At 33.8% G+C, this 19,523-nt stretch carries 19 protein-coding genes and 2 pseudogenes; 14 read left to right on the top strand and 7 right to left on the bottom strand.

Features of this window, described 5'->3' with window-relative positions:
• Positions 1-8 precede the first annotated feature (8 nt).
• From HY04AAS1_RS02425 to HY04AAS1_RS02405, 5 genes are read left to right on the top strand one after another with little or no spacing between them, the layout of a single operon-like run.
• The gene (locus HY04AAS1_RS02425; protein WP_012513524.1) at positions 9-248 is read left to right on the top strand and encodes a hypothetical protein; all 240 of its coding nucleotides are present in this window, start codon (positions 9-11) and stop codon (positions 246-248) included.
• Positions 205-843: an MBL fold metallo-hydrolase gene (locus HY04AAS1_RS02420; protein WP_012513523.1), complete on the top strand. Its 639-nt coding sequence runs from the start codon at positions 205-207 to the stop codon at positions 841-843. Before HY04AAS1_RS02425 ends, HY04AAS1_RS02420 begins: the two co-directional genes overlap by 44 nt.
• Positions 837-1,226, top strand: coding sequence for a hypothetical protein (locus tag HY04AAS1_RS02415; protein WP_012513522.1), 390 nt, complete (start codon positions 837-839; stop codon positions 1,224-1,226). Before HY04AAS1_RS02420 ends, HY04AAS1_RS02415 begins: the two co-directional genes overlap by 7 nt.
• Complete coding sequence (gene thiL / locus HY04AAS1_RS02410) at positions 1,223-2,143, top strand: thiamine-phosphate kinase (RefSeq protein WP_012513521.1); 921 nt, start codon at positions 1,223-1,225, stop codon at positions 2,141-2,143. The genes HY04AAS1_RS02415 and thiL overlap by 4 nt, the downstream gene beginning before the upstream one ends.
• Positions 2,094-2,984, top strand: coding sequence for an MnmC family methyltransferase (locus HY04AAS1_RS02405; RefSeq protein WP_012513520.1), 891 nt, complete (start codon positions 2,094-2,096; stop codon positions 2,982-2,984). Before thiL ends, HY04AAS1_RS02405 begins: the two co-directional genes overlap by 50 nt.
• On the opposite strand, the gene HY04AAS1_RS02400 is transcribed toward HY04AAS1_RS02405, so the two are convergent.
• The 3 genes and pseudogenes from HY04AAS1_RS02400 to HY04AAS1_RS02390 form a co-directional block, all read right to left on the bottom strand.
• Positions 2,963-3,259, bottom strand: a complete 297-nt coding sequence (locus HY04AAS1_RS02400; RefSeq protein ID WP_012513519.1) for a hypothetical protein — start codon at positions 3,257-3,259, stop codon at positions 2,963-2,965. The two genes, HY04AAS1_RS02405 and HY04AAS1_RS02400, sit on opposite strands and share 22 nt — an antisense overlap.
• 253 nt (positions 3,260-3,512) lie before the next feature.
• Positions 3,513-4,459: pseudogene (locus HY04AAS1_RS02395) on the bottom strand (Rpn family recombination-promoting nuclease/putative transposase).
• Between the two features lie 76 nt (positions 4,460-4,535).
• Positions 4,536-6,072, bottom strand: a pseudogene (locus tag HY04AAS1_RS02390) (AAA family ATPase).
• A gap of 471 nt (positions 6,073-6,543) precedes the next feature.
• Between HY04AAS1_RS02390 and HY04AAS1_RS02385 the strand changes: the two are divergent.
• The 4 genes from HY04AAS1_RS02385 to obgE are packed head-to-tail and all read left to right on the top strand — an operon-like array spanning position 6,544 to position 9,601.
• Complete coding sequence (locus HY04AAS1_RS02385) at positions 6,544-6,891, top strand: histidine triad nucleotide-binding protein (RefSeq protein WP_198002734.1); 348 nt, start codon at positions 6,544-6,546, stop codon at positions 6,889-6,891.
• A complete protein-coding gene (locus HY04AAS1_RS02380; protein WP_012513517.1) occupies positions 6,891-7,571 on the top strand; it encodes a DUF554 domain-containing protein in 681 nt (226 codons plus the stop codon). Before HY04AAS1_RS02385 ends, HY04AAS1_RS02380 begins: the two co-directional genes overlap by 1 nt.
• Positions 7,572-7,605: 34 nt before the next feature.
• Complete coding sequence (gene gap, locus HY04AAS1_RS02375) at positions 7,606-8,610, top strand: type I glyceraldehyde-3-phosphate dehydrogenase (protein ID WP_012513516.1); 1,005 nt, start codon at positions 7,606-7,608, stop codon at positions 8,608-8,610.
• A 7-nt stretch (positions 8,611-8,617) separates the two neighbouring features.
• On the top strand, positions 8,618-9,601 hold the full coding sequence (obgE, locus tag HY04AAS1_RS02370; RefSeq protein ID WP_012513515.1) for a GTPase ObgE: 984 nt from the start codon (positions 8,618-8,620) through the stop codon (positions 9,599-9,601).
• A 162-nt stretch (positions 9,602-9,763) separates the two neighbouring features.
• On the opposite strand, the gene cydB is transcribed toward obgE, so the two are convergent.
• The 4 genes from cydB to HY04AAS1_RS02350 form a co-directional block, all read right to left on the bottom strand.
• A complete protein-coding gene (cydB, locus tag HY04AAS1_RS02365) occupies positions 9,764-10,804 on the bottom strand; it encodes a cytochrome d ubiquinol oxidase subunit II (protein ID WP_012513514.1) in 1,041 nt (346 codons plus the stop codon).
• A gap of 13 nt (positions 10,805-10,817) precedes the next feature.
• Positions 10,818-12,362, bottom strand: coding sequence for a cytochrome ubiquinol oxidase subunit I (locus tag HY04AAS1_RS02360; protein WP_012513513.1), 1,545 nt, complete (start codon positions 12,360-12,362; stop codon positions 10,818-10,820).
• 30 nt (positions 12,363-12,392) lie between these two features.
• Positions 12,393-12,944 (bottom strand): ubiquinol-cytochrome c reductase iron-sulfur subunit, encoded by a 552-nt coding sequence (gene petA / locus HY04AAS1_RS02355; protein WP_012513512.1) that lies wholly within the window; start codon positions 12,942-12,944, stop codon positions 12,393-12,395.
• A gap of 250 nt (positions 12,945-13,194) precedes the next feature.
• Complete coding sequence (locus tag HY04AAS1_RS02350; RefSeq protein ID WP_012513511.1) at positions 13,195-13,635, bottom strand: hypothetical protein; 441 nt, start codon at positions 13,633-13,635, stop codon at positions 13,195-13,197.
• 66 nt (positions 13,636-13,701) lie between these two features.
• Here HY04AAS1_RS02350 and aspS point away from each other — a divergent pair, with 66 nt between their 5' ends.
• Genes aspS through proB form a run of 5 tightly spaced genes read left to right on the top strand, consistent with a single transcriptional unit; the run spans position 13,702 to position 19,505 of the window.
• Complete coding sequence (aspS, locus tag HY04AAS1_RS02345) at positions 13,702-15,486, top strand: aspartate--tRNA ligase (protein ID WP_012513510.1); 1,785 nt, start codon at positions 13,702-13,704, stop codon at positions 15,484-15,486.
• Entirely contained in the window at positions 15,486-17,678 is a 2,193-nt protein-coding gene (locus HY04AAS1_RS02340) for an ATP-dependent DNA helicase (RefSeq protein WP_012513509.1), read from the top strand. Before aspS ends, HY04AAS1_RS02340 begins: the two co-directional genes overlap by 1 nt.
• Before the next feature lie 29 nt (positions 17,679-17,707).
• Positions 17,708-18,223 (top strand): translation initiation factor IF-3, encoded by a 516-nt coding sequence (infC, locus tag HY04AAS1_RS02335; protein ID WP_012513508.1) that lies wholly within the window; start codon positions 17,708-17,710, stop codon positions 18,221-18,223.
• A 38-nt stretch (positions 18,224-18,261) separates the two neighbouring features.
• Positions 18,262-18,465 carry a 50S ribosomal protein L35 gene (rpmI, locus tag HY04AAS1_RS02330; RefSeq protein WP_012513507.1) on the top strand — a complete coding sequence of 68 codons (204 nt, stop codon included), beginning with the start codon at positions 18,262-18,264 and terminating at the stop codon, positions 18,463-18,465.
• Positions 18,466-18,473: 8 nt separating this feature from the next.
• Positions 18,474-19,505 (top strand): glutamate 5-kinase, encoded by a 1,032-nt coding sequence (gene proB, locus HY04AAS1_RS02325; RefSeq protein WP_012513506.1) that lies wholly within the window; start codon positions 18,474-18,476, stop codon positions 19,503-19,505.
• Positions 19,506-19,523 lie beyond the last annotated feature (18 nt).

Raw genomic sequence — 19,523 nt, 5'->3', positions numbered from 1 at the left:
TATAGCAAATGGATTATTTAAAGCATCTTTTTAGTAGTGATTTTGTATTAGTGGCTGGGGTATTTGGCATTTTATTTTACTTTCTATACGATGCCATAAGAAGAAAAAAATGGGGATGGGCTGTTTTCATAGCTATTTTACCCCTTGGCTTTATTAGTGTTCCGTTATATATTTTATTTGGGTTTAACGATGGAGCAAAAACCAATGGAAAAACTGAAAATAGAAACGATACCGACCAAACCGATTGATGAAAACTGTATTGTTATAAAAAACGAAGATACAAAAGAAGCTATAGTGATAGACCCAGGCTCAGATATACAGGCTATATTAGAAACTATAGGTGATTTCAAATTAGTAGCTATACTAGCCACCCACGGGCACTATGATCACATAGGACAAGTGGCTACGTTAAAAGAACGCTACAACGTACCTTTTTACATGCATAAAGAAGATGAGTTTTTATTAAACGATGAGCTATTTCCTGGGTTTTCAATCTATCTAAACGCAAAAACACCACCAAAACCAGATTTTTATATAAAAGATGGTGATAAGCTCAGTATTGCCAGTGTAGATATAGAGATTATCCACACACCAGGTCATACCCCCGGCGGGTGTTGTTTTTATCTACCATCTCAAAATACACTTATAGCTGGGGATACGCTTTTTAAAGGTGGTGTTGGAAGGACAGATCTACCCGGTGGTTCTTGGGAAGATTTATCAAAGTCTTTAAAAAAGATTTTTTCTATACTTCCAAAAGATACCCATGTTATATGTGGACACTACCAAGATACAAGCTTAGAGCATGAGTTAAAATTCAATCCATTTCTAAGAGGTTTATGGTAAAGCTTTTAGTGGGTTTATACGCCGGTGAGATATTTTCAATAGTTTTTATAGTCTCTTATGTGCTTTTTAAAAAGCTAGATTCAAAGAACTTAGCCGGTAGGATATATGGTCAAATCCTTTGGAGATTTTACAAGATAGCACTTTTAGAGCTTCTTTTGGTGTTTATTTTAAACATAAGCTTTTATACGTTTTTTATGCTTTTGGGTCTTTTGGCAAACATATATTTATCTTATTATACCAAAAGCCTAAAACAAAGCTTAGGAGATATAGATAAGATAGATATAAACGATCCAAGAAGGATAAAATTTAGAAAGGTTTCTAAAACATCCTCGTTTTTATTAGTTTTTAATATGATATTAGCTATTTTTTATATCTTAAGATGATAGGTGAGTTTGAGCTTATAAAAAAATTAACTTCAATAATTGGAGAAAATACTATAGGAGACGATACAGCTTATATAAAGATTGGAGAGACTGGGCTCAATATCACCTGCGATGCTTTTTTAGAAGATGTTCATTTTTTAAGACACTATCCACCAGAAGCCATTGGCTTTAAAGCCATATCTATAAATGTATCAGATGTTGTGGCAAATGGAGGCAAACCTCTTTATGGTCTTATCTCTCTTATGATACCAGAGGATATAGATGAAAGATTTATAGAACGTATATACGAAGGTGTAAAATCTGCCTGTGATTTTTATAAACTTAGGATAGTAGGGGGTAATGTATCAAAAGCTTCAAAGCTTGGTATAGATGTATTTTTAATAGGTGAAATAGATAGGTTTGTTTCAAGAGCTGGTGCAAACGTGGGTGATGATGTGGTAGTAAGTGGAACCCTTGGGGATTCGTACACTGGTTTTAGGCTTTTAACAACAAAAAAAGAGTATGAGGACTATGAATTAAGACTCATAGAAAGGCATTTAAGACCCACTGCCAGGATAGACTATATAAATCATATAAGAAAATACGCCAGTGCTTGCATGGATATATCCGATGGACTATCTTCTGATTTATGGCATATTGCAGAGCGCTCAAACGTTGTAATAGAAATAGATTTAAATAAAATACCTATTTCTCGGGAACTAAGACTTTACGCTTCAAAAGAAAATCTAAACCCTTACGATATAGCTTTGTCTGGAGGAGAGGATTATCAGCTTTTATTTTGCCAAAAAAAAGAACACTTTAATCCATTTTTAGATAACACAGTGATAGGACGTGTGATAGAACAGGGCAAAGCGTTGGTACTTGTAAATGGGAAAGAGCTTGAAAGAACGGGTTTTGATCACTTTAAAAAACGATAAAAGATTTTATATTTTAAGCGAGCGATATCAAGAGATACTTTTAAAAGAGCTTTCAAACATATATAAGGAAAACACCCAAATACTTCACATAGATCAAACCAATTTATACGATGAATACTACAACGAGTTTTACCACAGCATTACCACAGGACCTTTAGAAGAAGCATACAGCAAGTTTGTAAACCCTGTTTTTGGGCTTTTAAGAGAAAAAACCATTATAAATGTATTGGATATAGGTTCTGGTATGTTTGTAAATTCTGGAGTTTTGGCTTATGAGCTTTTAAAACTGGGCAAATCTGTAAATATAATAAGTATAGATAAAAAAATACCTCCTTTTATAGCTTTAAATCACGATTCAGACGAAATAAGGTATATGCTTTATAAAAACAACTTTTATATAAATAGCAACAACTTAACGTGGCAAGTGGTTTTAGAAGATGCAAGAGCCCTTAAAACAAATATGATGTTTGATATCATACTACACGACGGGTTTTCACCGTATAGAAACCCATCTTTATGGACACTGGATTTTTTATATTTGCTTTATAAAAACCTAAAAGAAGAAGGTATTTGGATAAGCTATACATCAAACAAAAGCGTTCAATCTTCTCTTAGTTTTTTAAACTTCAAAATAGATTTTATAGCACCTGTAGGACGAAAAAAGCCCTCTATAATAGCTTTAAAAACACCTAAACATAAATCAAACATAGACTTTCAAAACCCTTACTCTATACCTATGAGAGATATTACTCTTAATACCGATGAGGGAAAAATAATATCTGATTATTTCATAAGAGTTTATCTCTTAAAATCCAAATACTATTCACCTTCAAAAGATTGAAGTTCTTCCATCAAGGATTTTACTTGATGCATGATAGCTCCAAGGAGTAATTCTACAGAAGAGTTCCAATAAGATTCAGTGAAGACCACCTTTTTAGAAGGTCCATCACCATCGTCTCCTAAGTAAGAAACCAAAACACAGGGGTATTCTTCTTTCTCTTCACATTCGGCTTCTTCAATACCAGGAAAACATATAGCCAAATCTATCTCTGGACTTATAGCCATACTTTTGATGCACCTTGCTAATTCTTTAAATTTTTCCTTAGGGTATTCCATGCTTAGAAAATATAAAATTTGTATAAAAGCTTTCCATAATAAAATGCATAAAATATAATGGTGTATGGGTTTAGATAGATATGAATAGAGTGCTCTAACCACGTTTCAAATACCCGTCTTCTTAAAAGGCACCTATTATACGATGTAAGAAATGCTCACAGCACACTATACAAACTTGCTTCTTTCCTCTCAAAAATCAAAAACTTAAATTAGATTATATAAAAAGCTTAGTCGATGGGAGTGGGTTTTTAGCTCACAAAATCTCTTCAATCTTACCAGCTAGTATAACCTTTTTAAACATATCATCTAAGATCTGCATATCATTTGTGCTTTCTATCTTCTCTTCAAGCTCTTTTGGCAGTACTCCAAACTTGATGAGAATGGCACTCTTAATGTCATCTTTTTTGGCTTTAATTAATCCTTCTTGTAGTCCTTCTTGTTTACCTTTTTCTAATCCTTCCATAATCCATTTTTCTATCAGTGTCATAGCTTTCTTATCACCTCCTATAAGTTCTTTCAAGGCATTTTCTGCCTCTTTGGTATCACCTTTCACATATGAAATATAGTTAAATGAGAAAAATAAACAATGATATCCTTCTTCATCTTCATGAATTTGAACGTATTCCACCAGTGGTCTAAACACAGCTTTAATCTTTTCTATGTTGTCATGTACATACTTCATTGCAATAACAGCAGATGTAAAGCAAAAATCTATGTAGGCTTCATTTATTAGCTCATTGTCTGATACTTTGTTTAGATCTATAAGTATATAATTTAGCTTAGATACATATTTTTCTAAGTTCTGGTCTTCTAATACTGGTAAAGATGTAGGTATGTTCCAATATCCTTTTCCATGGTAAAAAACAATATTGATAATAGGAGGGTAATACTCTTTTTCTTTTATAGTCTCTTCCCAAATAGCACTGTTATAGTAAGAAAGCTGAATAGGTAGTTCTTTATCAAGATAAGATTTGTGTTCAAGTACAATCCTTAATAAGCATCTTGATCTTTTACCTTGCAGCTAAAAAGTAAATCAAGCATAAACTTTTGAGATTTTGAAGAAAACTTTTCTGTATTTACTAAGCTTATAGAGCTTATACTTTTAGATACATCTTTAGCAAAGATATCAAGAAGCGTCTTTACTCTCCTAGGATCAGAAAATATCTGCTTAAAAAATGAATCATGTGGTTGTATATCCATAGATTTATTTTACTACAAATCAAAAGCATTTGGCAGACTATGCTGATATTGGAATCTAAACGATTCAGATGAAATACTATACCTTTTCCCACTCAAAGCCCACAACGTTCTTATCTTTTTTACTAAACTCTATACCTATTAGATAGATCTCTTGGTACTTGCCTATATACTTTTCATAATATTTTTTCTCTTTTATCTGTTTTAAAGCGATACCCTCTTCTTTGTCTTCTACTACCTTAAACTCTATAATATAAACGCTGTCTTGGTTAAAGACACTAAGATCTATCTGACCTTTGTTTGTGTTGTCTTCTGCTATCACATTTAGCCCTGCTCCGTTAAAAAGCGCATATACAATAGATGCGTAAAAACCTTCATAGGAGTCTATGCCGTTTTTCTATACCGATCATGTGAGATGCTGGCAAATAATGTGTATATAGCATCTTTTAGTTTGTTTATATTTTTCTCTTTAAGAATTTGAAAATTTGTTTTATATTAAGTTCTGTTTTTGTTATATTACTAGTGCCAAAATCTAAATAAAAAAGAAAGGCGTTGTTTAAACTTTTCCTTACTTCTAAGTTTGGATAAGATAGGATATACACTCCATCTTCTTCTAAAAACTCTTTTATCGTAAGATATCCTAATTGAAACAAAAGATTTTCTACCATTATGTTGTCTACATCAAGATTAGATAAAATCTCTTCTCCTACTTCAAGGTTTTCAAGCTCTGGTAGGTAGTATTGATTTTCCACAATCATCTTTATCAAAAATGTAGGTGTTTCTGCCTCAAACCAGTATGGTTTAAAAATTTTCTTATCAAACAACAGCAGTATATCAAAAGGATTGTAAACACTCTCTCCAAGCCAACTATAACCGTTGTACCACTGTTTTACCTTCTCTTTATCAAAATCTTTTAGTCTATCGGAAAATACACTTTCAAGCTCAGATTGGGTATAACCGCATACAGTTGAAAACTCTTCATTTAAAGTGATATCTTGAAGTTGATTCAGTCCACTAAAGATAGATACCTTAGAAAACCTTGATACCCCTGTAAGAAAGACAAGCTTTAGGTATGGGTCAGAGGGCTTTAATATCTCAAAAAACTTTTTTAGTATCTCTCTATTTTGCTTTGCCTTTTCTACATCTTCTATTACATCAAGAATAGGCTTATCGTATTCATCTATAAGCACTACTACTTTTTGATTGTATTTTTCGTATAATTTTTGGATGAGCTCTTGGAATTTTAGGCCTATGATCTCTTCTTCTAAGGGTATTCCATGCTCATTTGATATTTTTCTCAAAAAAGAATTGATAGATTTTTGAAGATTTTCCTCTGTATCTGGATAAGCTTGGCTTAAATCAAGCCTTATCACTGGATACTTTTTCTCCCAATTCCAATTATCGTATAGATAAAGTCCTTTAAAAAGCTCTTTGTTGCCAGAAAATGCTTCTTTTAGTGTATCAAGAAAAAGAGATTTTCCAAACCTTCTTGGGCGGGATAAAAAATAATATCCACCGTTTTCTAATTTTTTAACAAACATTGTTTTATCTACATAATAATAGTTGCTATTTCTTATTTTTTCAAATGTTTGTATACCTATTGGTAAAAGCTTCATATTGTGATTATACCACAAAGTAGTTTTATAAGTTCAGATAGATTATATGAACAAATACCTTCTTAGAATCTTGTCAATAGTTTTGTATCTCATGATGTAATCTCCTGTTGAATATTTGCAAAACTTCATATGATAACCTTTTAAATGTAGAAACTGGTTTACTCTACTTATTATTCTTTAAAATATCTCTCTGAACAAGGATATATTATTTCAAGAATCTAAACAGAGCGATAACATCGCATTTTAATTCTAATAAACAAAACAGTCACTCAGAAACTATGAGAAATGCCTTTAGCACACTAGAGCGCTATCGGGGCGTGGCATACTTGTGAAGCGTGGTATACTTGTAGCGCATTTCAGAGCTAAAGAACAGACAAGTCTAACATGGTTTACAAGTATGCCACAGTTTATGTGTTCACGATGTAGTGAACTTATACACACTATTAGTATTATTAAGCAAAATATGCTAAAATAAAAATTATGGAATGTATTTTTTGTAAGATAGCAAATAAGGAGATTGGGTCGGATATAGTTTACGAAGATGAGCTTTTTGCGGCTTTTAAAGATATAAAACCTGTGGCTCCAACGCATGTACTTATAATACCAAAAAAGCATATAGAAGGGATACAAGCTCTGACCGAGAAAGATGAAGCTCTGGTGGGCAAGATGATACTAAAGGCTAAAGATATAGCCAATACGCTAAACTTAAAAGAAGGCTATAGACTTGTTTTCAACGTAGGAGAGTATGGAGGTCAAACGGTTTTTCATATACACCTACACATAATAGGCGGAAGACCGATGATGTGGCCTCCGGGTTGATGCCAGAGTATTTTATAGGCGAAGGCACCCTTGTAAACGCTTTATTGGTATTTGTTGGTGGATACTTTGGGAGTTTGTTTGGAAAATATATTCCACATTCTATAAAAGAAGCCACTCTAAAAGCTTTTGGATTATTTTCTTTTGGTATGGCTTATCATCTTTTTACCGAGGGCTCAAAAGCAAATATTATAGAGGTATTGGCTTTTCTTATAATAGGGGGCGTAATAGGACACTACTTTGATTTTGAGTCAAACTTAGATAAGATTTTTTTAAAAGCATTTAAAAACATAGGTTCACCAGAGGGGTTTAATACAGCCACAATAATGTTTTGCGTAGGACCTATAACCATACTTGGTTGTATCACGGAAGGAGCAAAAGCTCAAAATAGCCTTATTTTGTCAAAAGCTATAATGGATGGTATAAGTGCAGTACTTCTTTCTTCTTCGATGGGTAGGTCTGTGGTGTTTTCATCGTTTTCAATACTCCTTTATCAGGGTTCTCTTACTTATGTAGCTTACTTTTTTAAAAGCTCAATAAGCAGTAGTTCTTTAGAAAATGTAGCTTTTATTGGAGCTTGTCTTATAGTGGGTTTGGCTTTGAAGCTTTTAGGAATAGCCAAAGATCTAAAGCTTTTAAATTTTATTCTTTCTCCTATAATAGCTATTTTTATAAAATCTTAACACTAAAATAATAAAAATATCTTATAATAAAAATATGAGTGTAAAAATAGGTATAAATGGTTTTGGACGTATTGGTAGAGCTTTTTTTAAAATAGCCTTTGAAAGAGGCTTAGATATAGTAGCTATTAACGATTTAACAGATACAAAAACCTTAGCACATCTTCTAAAATATGACTCTGTGCACAAAATATGGAAAAAAGATATATCATACACAGAAGATTCTATAATAGTAAACGGTAAAAGTATAAAAGTATTTGCAAAGAAAGACCCAGCAGAACTTCCTTGGAAAGACCTTGGGGTAGATATAGTAATTGAGTCTACGGGGCTTTTTAGAGACAGAGAAAATGCCTCTAAACATTTGTCAGCAGGAGCTAAAAAAGTGCTTATCTCAGCTCCAGGGAAAAATCCAGACATTACGATCGTTCTTGGAGTAAATCAAGATAGTTATAATCCAGCCCAGCATCACATAATATCAAACGCATCTTGTACTACAAACTGTATGGCACCTGTATGCTATGTGCTTGATAAAGAATTTGGTATAAAAAATGGTTATATGGTAACGGTACATTCTTACACAAACGACCAAAGAATACTAGATCTTCCCCACAAAGATTTAAGAAGAGCAAGAGCCGCAGCAGTAAACATAATACCAACCACCACAGGTGCAGCCAAAGCCGTTACTGAAGTTTTACCCCATCTTAAAGGTAAACTTGGAAGCACATCAAGAAGAGTACCAGTATCAGATGGTTCTATTATAGAATTAACAGCTATATTGGAAAATCCTCCTCAGGATGTGGCTGCCTTAAACGAAGTTTTCAAAAAAACCAGCGAAACATACCTAAAGGGTATACTAGAATACACTGAAGAACCCTTGGTATCCTCTGATATAGTTGGTAATCCTCATTCAGCAATATTTGACGCAGAGCTTTCTTTTGTAAACGGTGATTTGGTGCATGTGGTGGCCTGGTACGATAACGAATGGGGATACTCTACACGTCTTGTGGATTTGGCAGAGTTTGTAATAAACAAAGGCATATAAAACAAAATTGAATTTTATAGATATAGCCCAAATAAAGGTAAAAGCTGGAGATGGTGGAAACGGAGGAGTTTATTTTTTAAGAGAAAAGTATAGACCTTATGGGGGGCCTGCAGGTGGAGATGGAGGAAAAGGCGGTTCTGTTATATTACAAGCGGATTCTTCAAAAACAACGTTTTTGGATTTTAAATATAAAAGGCATTTTGTAGCTCAAAACGGAGAGCATGGAAAACCAAAAAATCAGCATGGTAAAAACGGTAAAGACATTGTAATAAAAGTGCCAGTAGGAACTATAGTAATAGATAAAAAAACCAACGATGTTCTATGTGACCTTGTAAAACATGGTCAAAGTTGTGTAGTGGCAAAAGGCGGAGATGGTGGTCTTGGCAACGCTCACTTTGCAACACCTACAAATCAAACTCCAAGAAAGTTTACACATGGCAAAAAAGGAGAAGAAAAAGAGCTTATTCTTATATTAAAAACAATAGCCGACATAGCCATAGTAGGCTTACCAAACGTTGGCAAATCAACACTTTTATTGGTTTTAACCAATGCACATCCAAAAATCGCCGATTATCCTTTTACTACGCTTTATCCAGAGTTAGGGGTTATTAAAACCGATGATAAATCTTTTACCATCGCTGATATACCAGGAATTATAGAAAACGCTCACAAAGGAGCTGGGCTTGGGCTTGATTTTTTAAAGCACATAGAACGTTCAAAATATTTGGTTCTTGCTATCGATTTGTCTAGCGAAAACCCTGTTAAAGATTTTGAAATCCTAATCACTGAAATTTATCTTTACGATAAAAGCTTAATACAAAAAGTTAAAACCATTGTAGGTACAAAGCTTGATATAGCAAAGAAAGAAAATTTAGAGCTTTTAGAAAAATTAGCCAAAGAAAAATCCCTTGATTTTATACCGGTTTCTTCTACCACAGGACAAAATATAGAATACTTAAAAGAATACATAACAAACTTAATGAACCATTAAAAGCATAAAAAATCAGTTTCATCAGATATTTATAGATATATATAATATGTATCATAGTGATAAATTATTTCTAATGATAAGTTAACTATATATTTAGAAAGCCCCCTCAAAAGAGGGGTAAAAGAAGGATAGGAATGGTTGCATCAAGACGCTTCAAGAAAATTAATAATAACTCTTTTCTCCACTTACTTTTCCACTAAATACCTTATACGCATACCTAGTATAATATATAACTATAGGCATAAATATAACCGTTACAATAAGCATCACTGTTAGAGTGAGGGTAGAAGAAGAAGCGTTAAACACTGTTAGACTGTAATCTGGATTTATACTTGAGCGCATCAAAACTGGGAAAGAAGCACAAGCTACATTTAAAACAGTGAAAGCATTAACAAGCCCAGATGCATAAACCATTTTTTCGTATTTACCAGATTTTAGTAAGCTTACATAGAGTACAACACCTACAAACATCATCAAAGGTATTGCAAAAAGTATTGGATAAGTAAAATAGTTTTTATACAAAAATGGGGCTTCTTGCATTGCCAATGCGTTTGTTAATATTACAGATATTACATATCCTATAACACTTATGCTAGCGTACTTTTTAGCCATCTCGAAAACAGAACCTTCGGTTTTAAGCAACAAGTATGCAGCTCCATGCATAGCAAACATGAAAAAGCTTACCAATCCCATTGCAAGAGGTACTGGTCTTAAAAGCGTGAAAAATGTACCATGGTATACAGCGTCTTGATCTATAGGTACGCCTACTACAGCATTCCCTACGGCAACTCCAAAAAGAATAGCAGGTAAAACATTGCCAAGCCAGTATATAAAATCAAATGTATGCCTCCAAGCCATGGATTCTCTTTTGTTGCGGTATTCAAAAGCCACAGCCCTTCCTATAAGAGCCCATAAGACAAGAAGTATCGCTAAATAAAAGCCAGAAAACGAAGCAGCGTAAACTGTAGGAAAAGCAGCAAACAGTAAGCCGCCACCAGCTATAAGCCAAACTTCGTTTCCATCCCATACTGGCGCTACAGAATTATAAAGAGCTATTCTGTCATATTCTTTTTTCATAAATATCATAGGAAAAGCACTACCCAAATCAAATCCATCAGTTATTGAGTAGCCAATTAAAAATACACCTGCTATCAAAAACCACAAACCTTGTAAGGTAAAAAGTCCATCTGGTAATATACCCATAGTATTCACCTCCTTAAGAAATCCTGTTATCGTTGTTCAAATCTGTCTTAGAAGCTTGCAAAGCTGTACTCGTCGAGCCCATAGCTGGAGCTGTAGAAGGAGCCTCGGTGTCTTCGTACTCTTTTACTTTCTTTATCATAGTGGTTACATATACGTAGAATAGTAGTATGTATATTGTCACGAAAGTAAGCACAGAGAACATTACATTTGAAGTAGAATTAAAAGATACAGCATCGGCAGTTTTAAGCACGCCAGTAACTATCCAAGGTTGACGACCTATTTCAGCGGTCATCCAGCCAAGCTCAGAAGCTATAAATGGAAGGGGAATTGAATATAAAACGGTCTTTAAGAAAGCTTTGTTGGTATAAAGAGTACCTTTTTTATAGAGATATAGACCCCACAAAGTTACAAATGCAAAGAAAAATCCAAGACCAACCATTATATGAAATGGCATGAAGACAAGATTTATAGGTGGTAGATCTTTTAAAGAAATGTTGTAAGCTTTGGCATAAGCTTTATCGGCCACTATCTTGTCTTTCAAAGCTGGGTTTGGATTAGAAGCGTATTGGGCTTCTAATGTTTTTTCTTCGTTTGCATAGTTTTGGGCTTTTTGATCGTACATAGTTATCAAATCGTTTATACCGTATACTTTGGCATCAAAGTTATGATAAGACAAGAAAGATAACAAACCAGGGATTTGTATAAAAGGATAAGTCTTTTGGGCACTTTGGTCTACATAACCAAAAACATCTAAAGAAGCTGGTTGCTCGGTGTTCCATTTACCTTCCATCATAGCAAGTTTAAGGGGTTGATATTCTGCCACTAAGTGTCCAGCCGTGTCCCCTATTATAATTTCAGATACGGATACTATGACAGTAAAAATAAGAGCTACTTTTAAACCAGCTTTGGCCATGTCGATATTTTTGTTTCTTAATAAGAAATAAGCCATTACACCCATTACAAAAAAACCAGCGGTAATTTGACCTGCTGTTACAGTATGCAAAAGCCTTATGACAGTAGTATGGTTTATAACAGCTTCCCAAAAGTTTGTAAGCTCGGCTCTTATACCTTGTGGAGTTTGGACTATTTTGTATCCAGCAGGGGTTTGCATCCACGAATTTGCTATTAAAATCCAAAGAGCGGATAGGTTGCTACCAAGAGCTACCATCCAAGCGGAAAACGTGTGCATACCATCAGATATTCTATCTTTTCCAAATAAGAATACACCTATAAAAGTTGACTCTAAGAAGAAAGCCATAAGACCTTCAATGGCAAGCGGTGCTCCAAAGATGTCACCTACAAACTTTGAATAGGTAAACCAATTTGTACCAAACTCAAACTCCATAGTAAGACCTGTAGCCACACCAGCAGCAAAGTTTACTGCAAAAAGCTTCATCAAAAACATAGCCAATTTGTCATACTTAGGATCTTTGGTTTTGTAAGCTATAGTCTTTACTATGGCTATGAACACAGAGAGCCCCAACGTAAGAGGCACAAAAATAAAGTGGACGATCGCCGTAAAGGCAAACTGAAACCTGGACAAGTCAAGCAAGTCCATAATCTATACCTCCTTTTAAAAGATTATTAATCAAGTATAAGGATCCCAGAACTTCTTAACAAAACCAGGAGTACCTATCTCAAGGATATTGCCGTTTAAAGCTTGCGGTGGTATACCAAGAGGTAAAGGTGCTGGACCAGATATGTTATCTCCCCAAGGAGTATATAAACTACCGTGACAAGGACAATGAAATATGGGAGTATTTGGAAGATGTACCCCTGGATCTCCATCTAGTTTCCACAAAGGAATACAACCAAGATGAGTACATACACCTATGATAGCGTATACGTTATGATTACCCAATATGTCTTTATTATGATTTTTATACTTGTTATCTCTTTCTGGTCCATTCCAATCAAAAGGCGTTGGTAGTTTCATAACAAAAGTAGGAAAACCTCTCCATGATGTAACTCTTAGCTCTAAAGGTTTAAATTGAGATATATCATAAGATACTTTTGACTGTAAACTGGTAGCTGCGTTTGGACCTAAACTTTTTAATACTGGATATAGCACTCCTACCGCTGCCATAACGCCAAATGCACCAACTGTATATTCCAAAAAATCACGTCTTGACGCTTCCATACGCAAAACCTCCTTTGGTTGATTAGCGTCAACCAACCTACATAAGTTTAATTTAACTGAAAAATTATCTTATTACAATGTAATATATCATATGATAATAGTAAAATAAAAATAACTCATAATATATAAGCGTTGTGAAATATACGTGTAAAACTATTTTTTAATAAAAAGTATATATATACTAACTAAAAATGAAATTTCAAAAAAAATTACTATATAGCAAGTAAATCAAGTTTAGATCAAGTTTTCACTATTTGAAACGAGCGTTTAGAGCTACACCAAAATCCAGCTGGGGATCGTTTTTATAAAGTTGAACAAGTTCATTGCCTTTGTTGGTAGGTCTTATATATGTATTTTTGGTAATAATATCTTTTTCGTAATAATCAGCATGTCTCCTTATATCAGAGGTGTATATCTCTGGGGGTGGTTCTTGATAAGTTTTTGATAAATTAAGAGACCTGATATTATCCACTATAGCGCTTACAGAAGGAAGCCTGTTGAAAAAGAATGAAAATCCCACACTTTGCTTCTCATCTCTTGGCAAAGGGGATGATATACTTGTGTATGTATGATAGTTAGTTTTAAAATTTACATCCTTACATGGTATTTTTATATCAAGTTTTAGCGGTTTAGAAAAAGACAAATGTCCAAATAGAAAAAACCCTAAAACAACCACTCCCCGCTTTAACATAAAATTTATTATATACCTATCAAATAAAATTTCAATGATATAAGATTTTTAGTATATAATATAAGCATGTTAAGAGACACATATATAGGCTTAGTAGACGATAGCTTTATAGGAAAACACGTTAAATTGGCAGGATGGATAGATTCCATAAGAGATCACGGCGGTGTTTTGTTTATTGATTTAAGAGATAAAGAAGGTAAACTTCAGGCGGTTTTAGAAGAATCGGGCAATAAAGAACTTTATGATATAGCAAAGCATTTTAAAGAAGAAAGCGTTGTATTGGTAGAAGGTTTGGTAAGAAGAAGACCATCCGGTACGGAAAATCCAAAAATAAAATCTGGCAACGTAGAACTTTTAATAGAGCGTATTGAGCTTTTAAACGCATCGGAGACATTGCCGTTTCCCATAGATGATAATGTAGATATTTCAGAGGAACTAAGATTAAAATATAGATATCTTGATTTAAGAAGACCAAAGTTTCAAAAAGCTATAAAAACAAGAAGTAAAGCCCTTAAGATAACAAGGGATTTTTTTGAAGAAAACGGCTTTTACGAGATAGAGACACCTTTTTTAATAAAATCAACACCAGAAGGAGCAAGAGATTTCTTGGTGCCATCAAGGCTTCACCCTGGCAAATTCTATGCTCTTCCTCAATCCCCACAGCTTTTCAAACAAATACTTATGATATCTGGCTTTGATAGATACTTTCAAATAGCAAGATGCTTTAGAGATGAAGATCTAAGGTCTGACAGACAACCAGAATTTACCCAGATAGATTTTGAAATGTCATTCGTAGAAGAACAAGATATCATGGAAATATCAGAAAAACTTCTTTCTAAACTATTTTTAGAGCTTTTAGACATAGAGCTGAGTACACCCTTTAAAAGAATCACCTACAAAGAAGCGATGGAACGATATGGCTCTGATAAACCAGATACAAGGTTTGGCTTAGAGCTTGTAGACCTTAGTGATATCTTCAAAAATACCAACTTCAACGTATTTAAAAGCGCTATAGAGCAAAAAGGTATTATAAAAGCTATAAAAATAAACAAAATTTTATCAAGAAAAGAGATAGACAATCTTACAGAATATGTAAAAGGATTAGGTGCAAAAGGACTTGCTTGGGGAAAAATTGAAAATGGTGAGTTTAGCTCCCCCATAGCCAAATTCCTTACAGAAGAAGAGATAAAAGCGATGCTTTCAAGGCTTGAGGCCAAAGATCAAGATATGATATTTTTCTCAGCAGACAAGCCTAAAAACGTATATAAAATACTTGGAAATTTAAGATTGCAACTTGGTAAGATGCTAAATCTTATAGATGAATCCAAATTTGCGTTTCTATGGGTAGTGGATTTTCCAATGTTTGAATACAATGAAGAGGAAGGAAGGCTTGAGGCTATGCACCATCCTTTCACATCTCCAAAAACAGAGGATTTAGATAAGATAAAATATATTGTTGACAAGTCCGATAAAGAAGATATAATTAATATTGGTGAAAACATTGGTGCAAGGGCTTACGATATTGTGCTAAACGGTGTTGAGATAGGAGGAGGTTCTATAAGAATACACAAGCAAGATATACAGAAGCTTGTATTTAAGATTTTAAATATAACGGATGAAGAAGCAGCTATGAAGTTTGGATTTTTATTGGAAGCTCTAAAATACGGAGCACCACCACATGGAGGGCTGGCCTTTGGTTTTGATAGACTTATGGCTATGATGCTTGGTTTTGACTCTATAAGAGATGTTATAGCTTTCCCCAAAACCCAGAAAGGTACTTGCTTGCTTACCGGTGCTCCAGATGTAGTTTCAGATAAGCAACTTAAAGAACTGCATATAAAAATCACTTGATGGAACTTTACAAAACGCTGTTAAACCTTGGCTACGAAAGAAGAAAAAGCCAAGAGAAAATGTTTAGCATAGTAGAAGAATGTATAAATAAAGAAGACTTTGATGATGAGGAGCAAAACGTCGTTTTAATAGAAGCTCCCACTGGAGTTGGCAAAAGCTTTGGATATTTACTGCCTATCATAGAGCATGGTAAACAAGCAATAATATCCACCAAGACAAAAATCCTACAAGAACAACTAAGAAGGGACCTTGAACACCTATCTTCTATAAGAAAAAACTATTTTGGTAAAGGTATAAATTATCTTATATTAAAAGGAAAAGCAAACTACCTTTGTCTTGATAGATTTTACGATAAAGAAAACGAATTAAAACAAACCACAATATTTGGAAAAGTAAGCCTCGCAAATACTATAAGAGAACTTATAGAATCCTCAGGATGGGACGGAGATATAGAATTTACCAACATACCCTTAGAGGTATGGACTGATATAAATATAGACGAAAATTACTGTGATTCCAATTATAGAAAATCTTGCCCTTATCTAAAAGATTGTTTTTACTATAAAAAGCTAAAAGACAAAGAAAAACTAGCGGATATTTTGGTAATAAACCATAGCCTTTTGGTTTTAAAAAACTTTGACGATACAGAAGAGAAAATCCTTGTAATAGATGAGGCGCATGAACTTGATGAAGCTTTGGTAAAATCCCTTACTTCTGGATTTTCTGTAATCAGTCTAATGAGACTTGTAGCATCTATAAGAGATATGCTTCCAAACGATAATAAAAATATGCTTGATAATGTTGATATACTTGAAATAGAGCGATGGAATCGTGTTTCAGAGCTAAGGAGTGTCAATGGCATGTCATCGTTCCAAGAAATGCTAAGCACACTATTTAAACGTTTATTTGAAGGTATCTTTGAAAATAAAAAACAAAAACCAACTAATAAGTCTACCATAGGTAAAGCTCCAAGCTCAATACCTTTGGATAAACCTTTTTTTGTAGAACCATTAATTAGTATGGTATATGAACCTTTAAACCAAGCTGTAAACGTCATAAAAAATTATGTCATAAACATCGTCAAAGAAAGGCTTGAATACAAAAATACCATAAGCAGAAAGTTTAAGGCTTTTTTGGAAAGCTCCTTGTTATTTGAAAATGAATTTTTAAATAGATTTAGCATAGATACAAGCGAACTTCAAGATGATTTTGCAGATGGATCAGCAGATAGGTTAGAACGTGAAATTATGAGGCTTATAGCAAAATTCAAATCTATCTCAAACCGCGTATCAAACATTTACAACACTCTAAAATACATGGAAGATGAAGAAAATAAAGATATTATAGGTTTTGTGGTAAGTAGGGAATTTTCTAAAAAGCTTGGGGATTTTAACTACAAAATAGAGGCTTTTCCAATATTCCCAAGAGATGCTATAGATCTATCTAATTACAAATATGTAATACTAACATCTGCAACTCTTGACAAAGACCTCATAGAGCTTACCACAGGCATAAGCGGTGAATATCACTCTTTAGAGCATGTATTCAATTATGAAGATGTTAGTTTTATCATAAAAAATATAGTGCCAAAAAATAAAGATTTATGGAAAGAAGAGCTAATAAATAGTCTAAGATATTTAAGAACATTCTATAGCAAAGTTTTGGTGCTTTTAACAAGCTATGAACAAATGGAATATATACCAAAAGATGAGGATATTATATTCCAAAATACAACAACCTTAAGAAAAGCCATAGAAATGGTAGAAAATGGAGATAAAAACGTATTGGTAGGGGTGGATTCTGTATGGACAGGTATAGATTTGAAAGGAGATAAGGGGCTTTTGATGGCAAAGCTTCCTTTTGACTCTCCTGAAGATCCCATAAACTACCATAGGATGAGGTATTTCAAAAAACATAACAAAGCGACGACATCACATTTTGGATCTATGGAACAGGCAATGGCACACAGTAGCTCAGAAAAATGCTTAAAGCACACTATGGATGGTTTTATTTATATGAGGAAAAAGGCGTTTTTGCAATTTAAACAAGGATTTGGAAGACTTGTAAGAAGCAAAAAAGACAAAGGCACCATCATAATATGCGATTCTAGGATATGGAGATATGAAGAGTTTATAAATTTTATTAAAAGCTTAAGAGTTAAAATATATTATCGCCAGCAAAGAGGCGACTAAAAATATCTTTGCAATAAGAAGAGGTAAGCTTGCAAGAGTATAGAGTAAACGAAAAGATCACAGCAAGAGAGGTAAGGCTAATAGACGAGAACGGAAATCAAATAGGCATAGTACCAATAGGAGAAGCTCTTGAAGCTGCAAACAGAAAAGGCCTTGACCTTGTGGAAATAGCACCGCAGGCAAATCCACCGGTATGTAAGATTTTAAACTACAGCAAGTTTAAGTATGAGATTCAAAAAAAAGAAAAAGAAGCTAAGAAAAAACAAAAAGAATCTGCTATAAATGTAAAAGATATAAACCTTAAAGTGATGATAGACAATCACGATTTAGCTATCAAAATTAAACAGATGAGAGAGTTTTTAGAAGATGGAGACAAAGTAAGAGTGCGTATAAGGTTTAGAGGAAGAGAAAACATATACCCAGAGCTTGGTAACAAGCTTGTGGATAAAATTATAAACGAGTTAGCGGATGTTGGTGTTTTGGAAAAGCCTCCTCTAAAAGAAAACGCATTCTTGACCTTTACATTGCTTCCTAAGAAAAAATAAGTTATAATAATAAGCTTAAACTAAGTTTGGAGGTTTTTATGAAGGTAAAGATGAAGACGAATAGAACTATGGCAAAAAGGTTTAAACTCACCGCCAACGGCCACATCAAAAGGGCCAAAGCAAACGGAAGCCACTACAACACCAGAAAACCAAAAGACAGAAAAAGAAGACTAAGAAAGAAAACCCTTATTACAAATCCAAAAGTAGAAAGGAAGCTAAAACCACTTTTACAAAATATATGACATAGATAATGATCTTTGTTATCAAAATTGGTTCAAACGTCTTATCTACAGAGGGAGGGGATTTTGACATAAGCTTTATCTCCTCCATCGCCGAGGATATAAAAACTCTACAAAAAGAACATATTAAGTTTCTTATAGTATCCTCCGGAGCCGTTATGGCTGGAAAAAAAATCCTAAATATAAAAGGGGATTCCATCCTTTCAAGACAAATACTTGCCTCCGTTGGCCAATCGAGGCTTATGTCTTTGTACGACAACATATTTTCAAATTATAACCTTACTATAAGCCAAATACTTATAACCTCTGATATTTTTACAAATCAAAACATGTTTTCAAACGCCCAGAGGACGATAGAAGGACTCTTAGATCACAACATCATACCCATTATAAACGAAAACGACGCTATAGCCACCGAAGAGCTTATATTTGGAGATAACGATTTTTTAAGCGTTTACGTATCTTATATATCAAAAGCCTCAAAACTTGTTATATTCTCAACTGCCGGCGGGCTTTATACAAAAGATGGCAAAACCCTCATAAAAGAAGTGTCAAATTTTGAAGAGGCTTTCAAAGAGGTAAACCCCTCCAAAAGCACCTTTGGAAGCGGTGGCATGCTTAGCAAACTACAAGCTTCCATGATGGCATCAAACATCGGTATAGAGGTTTTTATAACCTCTAAAAGCCAAAGACTTATAGATATATACACTGACAAAGCTATAGGCACCAAAATACCACCAAAACAAAACTCAAAACTAAAACCAAAAGATCTTATCAAATTGGCCCAGTATTCAAGAGGCATCATATATATAGATGAAGGGGCTAAAAAAGCACTTTTAAGCAGAAAAGCACTCCTTGCCATAGGTATAAAAGGTTTTGACGGAGTTTTCAAAAAAGGGGATCTGGTAAGTATATCAGATGAACAAGGTATTATGATAGGTAAAGGAAAAGTCCAGTACGATTCCAAAGAACTAAAAAATATAATAGGCAAAAAAAACAAAGAGGTCATAAAAACAGACGATATCTATATCATACACATATAAAAAATTTTTTATATATTA

The sequence above is a fragment of the Hydrogenobaculum sp. Y04AAS1 genome (assembly GCF_000020785.1).
Classification (GTDB): Bacteria; Aquificota; Aquificia; order Aquificales; family Aquificaceae; genus Hydrogenobaculum.
This window is presented reverse-complemented; position numbering and strand designations above follow the sequence as displayed.

Excerpts from the sequence above, each read along its gene's own strand:
- HY04AAS1_RS02340 (WP_012513509.1), top strand. The coding sequence starts at position 15,486 with ATGGAACTTTACAAAACGCTGTTAAACCTTGGCTACGAAAGAAGAAAA.
- HY04AAS1_RS02405 (WP_012513520.1), top strand. The coding sequence starts at position 2,094 with ATGGGAAAGAGCTTGAAAGAACGGGTTTTGATCACTTTAAAAAACGAT.
- HY04AAS1_RS02415 (WP_012513522.1), top strand. The coding sequence starts at position 837 with ATGGTAAAGCTTTTAGTGGGTTTATACGCCGGTGAGATATTTTCAATA.
- cydB (WP_012513514.1), bottom strand. The coding sequence starts at position 10,804 with ATGGGTATATTACCAGATGGACTTTTTACCTTACAAGGTTTGTGGTTT.
- gap (WP_012513516.1), top strand. The coding sequence starts at position 7,606 with ATGAGTGTAAAAATAGGTATAAATGGTTTTGGACGTATTGGTAGAGCT.
- HY04AAS1_RS02425 (WP_012513524.1), top strand. The coding sequence starts at position 9 with ATGGATTATTTAAAGCATCTTTTTAGTAGTGATTTTGTATTAGTGGCT.
- proB (WP_012513506.1), top strand. The coding sequence starts at position 18,474 with ATGATCTTTGTTATCAAAATTGGTTCAAACGTCTTATCTACAGAGGGA.
- HY04AAS1_RS02400 (WP_012513519.1), bottom strand. The coding sequence starts at position 3,259 with ATGGAATACCCTAAGGAAAAATTTAAAGAATTAGCAAGGTGCATCAAA.
- HY04AAS1_RS02420 (WP_012513523.1), top strand. The coding sequence starts at position 205 with ATGGAAAAACTGAAAATAGAAACGATACCGACCAAACCGATTGATGAA.
- petA (WP_012513512.1), bottom strand. The coding sequence starts at position 12,944 with ATGGAAGCGTCAAGACGTGATTTTTTGGAATATACAGTTGGTGCATTT.
- thiL (WP_012513521.1), top strand. The coding sequence starts at position 1,223 with ATGATAGGTGAGTTTGAGCTTATAAAAAAATTAACTTCAATAATTGGA.
- HY04AAS1_RS02360 (WP_012513513.1), bottom strand. The coding sequence starts at position 12,362 with ATGGACTTGCTTGACTTGTCCAGGTTTCAGTTTGCCTTTACGGCGATC.
- HY04AAS1_RS02350 (WP_012513511.1), bottom strand. The coding sequence starts at position 13,635 with ATGTTAAAGCGGGGAGTGGTTGTTTTAGGGTTTTTTCTATTTGGACAT.
- aspS (WP_012513510.1), top strand. The coding sequence starts at position 13,702 with ATGTTAAGAGACACATATATAGGCTTAGTAGACGATAGCTTTATAGGA.
- rpmI (WP_012513507.1), top strand. The coding sequence starts at position 18,262 with ATGAAGGTAAAGATGAAGACGAATAGAACTATGGCAAAAAGGTTTAAA.
- HY04AAS1_RS02380 (WP_012513517.1), top strand. The coding sequence starts at position 6,891 with ATGCCAGAGTATTTTATAGGCGAAGGCACCCTTGTAAACGCTTTATTG.